Raw genomic sequence first — 6,674 nt, 5'->3', positions numbered from 1 at the left:
ACATTTTCTTGGGACGTAACTTCCAATAAATATTGTATTCAATGATTTTTTCATTTCTACTTTTCCACTCCATTATATAGTATAGTCATAATGTAAGATATGCCTTATCTTTTTTACTGCTACTTACATCCGGATAAAGAATTTGCGTAGATTGAATCTGAGTTTCCAAGCGGGAACGAAATTGATTTTTCTGATGTTCATAACGCAATAAAAGATGTATGGGAGCTGAATGAATCTGTGGCATATGATCGTATTGAATAAATTAAATTGGAATAAGGAGTATATGAACATGCTCCCCCACAACTCATAAAGAATTAAATAATGACATACCCTACAAGTACATTTGATGAACCTCGGCGCTTTATTTTCAGGAGGAAAGGACAGCACTTTTGCCATATATCTTGCAAAAGAATGCGGCTATCATGTATCATGTCTGATATCGATCATTTCCAGAAACCCTTTCAGCTATATGTTTCATACACCCTCGATCTCAAAAGTAGAACAGCAGGCCACAGCCTTAGGGATTCCACTTCTGGTCCATGAGACAAAAGGTGAAGAAGAGACAGAACTGCTTGACCTTGAAGAGGCAATAAAAAGTGCCAAAGCACAATACGGGATTGAGGGGATAATTACCGGAGCCATTGAGAGTACGTACCAGGCCTCAAGGATACAGAAAATATGCAACACACTGGATATCGAGTGTTTCAATCCCCTGTGGCAGAAAGAGCAGTTCGAACTGCTTGAAGACCTTATACAGAATAAATTCGAGGTTGTGATTACCGCAGCAGCTGCATATCCCCTGGATGCTTCCTGGCTGGCTAAAAAGATAGACCGGGAATTTATAAAGCAGATCAAACCACTACATGAAAAATACAGGATAAATCCGGCAGGAGAAGGTGGAGAATTCGAGACATTTGTATTGGATTGCCCAATGTTCAAAAATGGCCTGAAAATCCTGGACACCAGGGTTGTGTCGTTAGAAAACAATCACAGAATGGAGGTCACTGTTGGATGATACTGGTGGTGAATGTCTGTTTTGAGAAACTGCACTATTTTGAGTTTGTAAAACCAATTGAAGATATATTGACGAATGGGGGTCTTGAATATTCGACTATACATTATACAGAGTTTTTTGATAAATATCTGGCATTGGCTGATAAAATAATCATATGCGGAACAAGTTTGAAAGATGATGATTTTCTTAAAAAAACAGAAAAATTTTTATGGATTGAAAATATCAACAAACCTGTTCTGGGGATATGCGCAGGCATGCATCTGATTGGACTTCTTTTCAGGGGTAAACTGAAAAGAGAAACTGAAATCGGATTCTATGAAGAGTCTTTCAGTAGCTTCCTTGGATTAAAAGATAGCGAGCAGGTGTATCATCTGCATAACAATTATATTGATTTCTTCCATTTGAAGGAGTTTGAAGTATTTTCTAAAGGCCACATCCCCCAGGCGGTAAAGCATCGTGATAAACCGCTTTACGGGGTTCTTTTCCATCCAGAGGTCAGACAAAAATCACTTATTTTGAACTTTTGTTCCAAGAATTCTGATCCTTAATCCCACAAAAAAAACTTGAAATCTGCCATTTTACTCTTCATAAATATATTTTTTTCAATATCTAATAACATTTATAAGGAATTTTGACAATACTAGAATTGGAGTGTATTAATTTTTCCAAATTTGGAGGGATTTCATGAGAAATAGTATTTCTATTAAATTGATTTTTGTTATAATGGTCTTATCTCTATTCTTGCCTGTTGCAGATGCAGCAACGCAATATGTGATAGGAGAGCTGAAAACACCAGTAGATATGCCAGAAAATGCAACAAATGCAATGTATGTGGGGGTAGATAAATGCCAACTCTGTCATCCGACCATTTTCGACAATTGGAAGACGAGTGGTCATGCATACAAATTGAACACACCTGATGAAATCCTGGCAATAAGGCCGGAGTTGCCTTTCCCCGAAGGTTATGCCAAAGATGATATCCTGTATATCATAGGGGGATGGGGCTGGAAAGCAAGATATATCGGACAGGATGGATTTATAATCACGAAGACCGGTGAGAACCATGATATCGACGGCAATAACCAATATAATGTTGCTAATAAGGAATGGGTGGATTACAATCCCGGAGCAGTGAAAAAATACGACTGTACAAGATGTCATAACACTGGTTCGTCATATGATTCCAATCAGGATGACCTGGCTGGAATTGAGGGTTCCTGGGAGTTAAGAGGTATTCAATGCGAAGCATGCCATGGTCCAGGCAGTGAACACGTTGCCCAGGGCGGCGGTGAAGGTGTGGCCATAATTGTGAATACTGATGCTTCGATGTGCGGATTATGTCACAGGCGGGGCGGTGATGATGATAAGATACCTGCTTCTGGAAATTTTGTTCAGCACCATGAACAGTACCTTGATTTCCTTGCATCAGGTAAGATGTCTGGACTACGTTGTGTTATATGTCACGATCCTCACATGCCAGTCCATGTGGGTGCCACCAATACCGAAGAAGGTAAAGGGATCATAAAGCAATGTGTAGAATGTCATCAGAGTTCTGGAACTGACTATGCAGCTACTGTTATGCAGGTGGCAGGTGTGACATGTATCGACTGCCACATGCCTAAAGCAGCAAAGTCTGCCATAGCAGTATCTGAATACGAAGCCGATGTCAGATCGCATGTTTTCAGAATGAACCTATCTGCAGATGCTGAATACATATACACAGATCCAGTTGATAACAACCAATATGCAAATCCATACCTTACTCTGGAATACGTTTGCCTGCCTTGCCATGCTGATGAGAACAAAGCCTGGGCTGCTGAGAATGCACCCAATGCAATGACCTTGAAAGCAGAAGTAGCGACTGAGGCTGCAACACAACCATCACCAGGATTTGGATTAATGATCTCTGTCGGAATGTTGTTGACAGTATATCTTTTCAGAAGAAGGTAATCCCTGGTTACCTTTTTTAGGCATATGATCGGATCGATATTGACATACAATCAATACTGGAGAGATTTTAAGTTCACATCTCTGCAGTAGTATTTATATCCGTAACCAGCCTCTTGTCGGGGCTGATTTTTTTATATAATCCCATTCATCCACAGATTTTAAGAACCTAATATCTATTACACCACAAAGGCCGCTAAGAATTAGGTATTTTTTGTTTTTTAAAAAATACAATTTTATTAAGTAGACAACAATATGATTTAATTGAAAATTATAAAAACCATTACAGCATTTCTTTGACCCGTTATTAAATTTAATAAGGAGCCGCTGATTTGACAAAAACAAATAAGAAAGAAAATACATTAGCAGATTTACTTCCTTTTATTGCAATGGGCATATTTCTGGTTCTGGTTCAGGTAATTTCTATAATGCTTGCCCAGCCTATGATCGATAAAAATTTCCAATTCACCGAAGATACAGGGAACATCTGGAATGCAGTATACTACATTGGCTTGATCCTGCTCTTCACTTTATTCATATTATATGCAATGAAAAAGCAGATGAAATGGGTTATTCACGGAGTTATTCTGTTTGCTGTAGCTTCCACACTGTACTATGTGTTCTTTGCCATATTTGCCAATTTCACAGATGATGTCACTAACTTATTGCTCACCTTAGTAATTTCATTGCTGCTCACTGTTTTGATGTACAAGTTCCCGGAGTGGTACGTAATAGATATTGTCGGAATATTGATCGGTGCCGGTGTGGTAGCGCTCTTCGGCATATCCTTTGGCATATTACCCACTATTGTACTATTGATCCTGCTGGCAGTATATGATGCAATATCTGTCTACCAGACCAAACACATGCTCACCCTGGCTGAAGGTATAATGGATATGAAGATGCCGATATTATTCGTGATCCCCAGGCACTTTGATTTTTCATATCGCACATACAAATATGATGCTGAAGGTGAACGGGAAGCTTTCTTTATGGGCCTGGGAGACGCTATAATGCCTACCATACTTGTGGTCTCAGCCAATGTTTTTTACATCCAGGCAGCATACATGGATCTACCCCTTATAGGTATAATTAATTCTCCTGCCATTGGTGCGGCCATTGGTACTATAGCAGGCTTTTCCGCTTTGATGCTGTTGGTTGCCAAAGGAAAACCTCAAGCAGGACTTCCGTTTTTAAATACAGGGGCCATTTTGGGATATGCCATAGGATGTATTTCGGCCGGTGTGCCTATTATCCCACTGTAATCGAATAATATTTTAGAAATCAGACACATCTAAGTATACATATATAAATACTAGAAAAAAAATAAAAATATGAGGCGTCACAAGTGCATATAGGGGTTTACATTTGCCACTGTGGAAGTAACATTGCCGGAAATCTGGACGTGGAATCTGTCCGCAAATTTGCCGGGACCCTTCCAGACGTTGTAGTTTCAAAGGATATCAACTACACTTGCAGTGATGCGGGCCAGGATGAAATAAAAGCCGATATTAAACAATTTGACCTGGACCGCGTAGTAGTTGCTGGATGCTCGCCCAGGCTGCATGAGATTACATTCCAGCGTGCTGCACAGGCAGCAGGCTTGAATCCGTACATGGTGGAAATAGCAAATATCAGAGAGCAATGCAGCTGGGTGCATAAAGATTCATACCAATATGCAACCCAGAAGGCAAAAGACCTGCTTGCTATGAGCGTGGCCAGAGCACGGCTGCTCACTCCACTTACTGTTGAAAGTGTCCCGGCAAATCAGGATGTACTGGTGATCGGTGGCGGAGTAACAGGTATCCAGAGTGCATTGAACATGGCAGACACTGGTATTAAAGTGCATCTGGTAGAGCGTGAATCTTCCATTGGGGGATGGATGGCTCGTCTCAACGAGGTCTTCCCTACTAATGATTGCTCAATGTGCGTACTTGCGCCTAAGATGAGTGAAGTAGCAGACCACCCTAACATTACACTTCATGCATATTCTGAAATCAATACGATCAGCGGCCATATCGGAAATTTTCATGTGTCAGTAGTCCACAAACCCAGGTATGTGGATGAATCAAAATGCAAAGGCTGTATCGAACTATGCGAATCAGTCTGTCCTATTCAGGTACCAGTTGAATATGATGGAGGTTTAAGCCTGTGTAAAGCAATTTATCTGTCGTCACCCCAGGCTGTACCCCTGGTAGCAGTAGTTGATCACATGAATTGTGTAGGTTGCGGGTTGTGTGAAAAGGCCTGTGTACCACAAGCTGTGGACTTCAAGCAAGAAGCACAAACAGTGGAGTTTGATGTAGGTGCAATTATTGTTGCTACAGGGTACCATCCCTTTGATGCAGCCAGAAAGCCCGAATACGGCTATAAAAGGATCAAGAATGTCATTACCAGTATGGAACTTGAGCAAATGCTGAATTCTTCGGGTCCCACCCACGGCCAGGTAGTGCGGCCATCTGACGGGCAACCTGCCAAACGAGTGGCTTTCATCCAATGTGTAGGAAGCAGGGACGAAACTGTAGGCAATCCCTACTGTTCCAGGGTTTGCTGCATGGCGGCAATAAAGAACTCAGGGCATATTAAGGACCGTGACCCTGAAACAAAGGTAAGCGTCCATTATATTGACATCAGGGCCGGCGGTGAGAATTATGAAGAATATTATGTCAGAAACCAGGAAAAAGGAGTCGAATTCATTAGGGGACGGGTGGCATCTGTAAAAGAAGTGGATGGTGAAGCCGTGATCACCTACGAGGATACCATGACAGAAGAGATCATTGATGAAACTGTGGATCTTGTAGTATTATCTGTGGGACTTGAGGCAAACGATGATGCAAATAATATCATCAGCACCCTGAACCTGACCAGGCGGCCTGACAGGTTCATCCAGGTAGCCCACCCAAAGATGCGGCCAGTTGACACCCACACAAGAGGAGTGTTCGTTGCTGGTTGTGCTTCTGGTCCTAAAGAGATCCAGGTCTCCATTGCCCAGGGCATAGCTGCTGCCGCACGGGCACAGAGCCTGCTAAGTGGCGGCAGTATCTCAAAAGATGTCATGAGCGTCAAAGTAATTGATGAGCTCTGCAATGGTTGTCGGTTGTGTGAGGAAGTCTGTCCTTATGCAAGAATTGAAGTAAAAGAGGGTGTAGCTGTGGTGAACGAGTTAACATGTAGTGGTTGCGGTGTCTGTGCTGCGGCCTGCCCCAGGGGAGCCCTCCAACCCAGACACTCCACAGACGAGCAAATTTTGGCCCAGATCCATGCGGCTACACAGGATATCAAAGAAACACCATTGATCATCGGGTTTTTGTGCCACTGGTGCAGCTATGCTGCTGCTGATCTGGCAGGTTCACTGGGAGCCGGGTACCCTACAAACCTGAGGGCCATTCGTGTTAGGTGTACAGGTAGAGTAGATCCTGCTTTTGTACTGGAAGCACTGAAAAGTGGTGCTGATGGAGTACTTATCGCAGGCTGCAGGATGGGAGAATGCCGGTATTTGACAGGTAATGTAAAGACACAGCAGCGAATGGATATCCTGAAGGAACTGCTGGTTGAGATCGGAATCGAGCCACAACGTGTAAAGACAGCTTGGATAGCAGCCAGCGAAGGTGAAAAGTTTGCCAGTGAGATCACTAGATTTGTCGATGAACTAAATGATATGGGACCCTTGGGCTGTGAACTAGAACCAAAAACCCGGAAATAACCAACTTTA

At 42.4% G+C, this 6,674-nt stretch carries 5 protein-coding genes; all 5 read left to right on the top strand.

Annotated features, from left to right (window positions below; translation table 11 throughout):
• Window positions 1–346 precede the first annotated feature (346 nt).
• The 5 genes from IBX40_01265 to IBX40_01245 all read left to right on the top strand — a co-directional run bounded on the left by IBX40_01265 (window position 347) and on the right by IBX40_01245 (window position 6,665).
• Entirely contained in the window at window positions 347–1,015 is a 669-nt protein-coding gene (locus IBX40_01265; protein MBE0522959.1) for a diphthine--ammonia ligase, read from the top strand.
• The gene (locus IBX40_01260; GenBank protein MBE0522958.1) at window positions 1,012–1,563 is read left to right on the top strand and encodes a hypothetical protein; all 552 of its coding nucleotides are present in this window, start codon (window positions 1,012–1,014) and stop codon (window positions 1,561–1,563) included. Before IBX40_01265 ends, IBX40_01260 begins: the two co-directional genes overlap by 4 nt.
• Window positions 1,564–1,699: 136 nt before the next feature.
• Complete coding sequence (locus IBX40_01255; protein ID MBE0522957.1) at window positions 1,700–2,965, top strand: hypothetical protein; 1,266 nt, start codon at window positions 1,700–1,702, stop codon at window positions 2,963–2,965.
• A gap of 386 nt (window positions 2,966–3,351) precedes the next feature.
• Window positions 3,352–4,227, top strand: coding sequence for a hypothetical protein (locus IBX40_01250; GenBank protein ID MBE0522956.1), 876 nt, complete (start codon window positions 3,352–3,354; stop codon window positions 4,225–4,227).
• Between the two features lie 83 nt (window positions 4,228–4,310).
• Complete coding sequence (locus IBX40_01245; protein ID MBE0522955.1) at window positions 4,311–6,665, top strand: hydrogenase iron-sulfur subunit; 2,355 nt, start codon at window positions 4,311–4,313, stop codon at window positions 6,663–6,665.
• Window positions 6,666–6,674 lie beyond the last annotated feature (9 nt).

It is taken from the genome of Methanosarcinales archaeon, assembly GCA_014859725.1.
Taxonomy (GTDB): Archaea; Halobacteriota; Methanosarcinia; order Methanosarcinales; family Methanocomedenaceae; genus Kmv04.
This window is presented reverse-complemented; position numbering and strand designations above follow the sequence as displayed.

Excerpts from the sequence above, each read along its gene's own strand:
- IBX40_01265 (MBE0522959.1), top strand. The coding sequence starts at position 347 with ATGAACCTCGGCGCTTTATTTTCAGGAGGAAAGGACAGCACTTTTGCC.
- IBX40_01260 (MBE0522958.1), top strand. The coding sequence starts at position 1,012 with ATGATACTGGTGGTGAATGTCTGTTTTGAGAAACTGCACTATTTTGAG.
- IBX40_01255 (MBE0522957.1), top strand. The coding sequence starts at position 1,700 with ATGAGAAATAGTATTTCTATTAAATTGATTTTTGTTATAATGGTCTTA.
- IBX40_01250 (MBE0522956.1), top strand. The coding sequence starts at position 3,352 with ATGGGCATATTTCTGGTTCTGGTTCAGGTAATTTCTATAATGCTTGCC.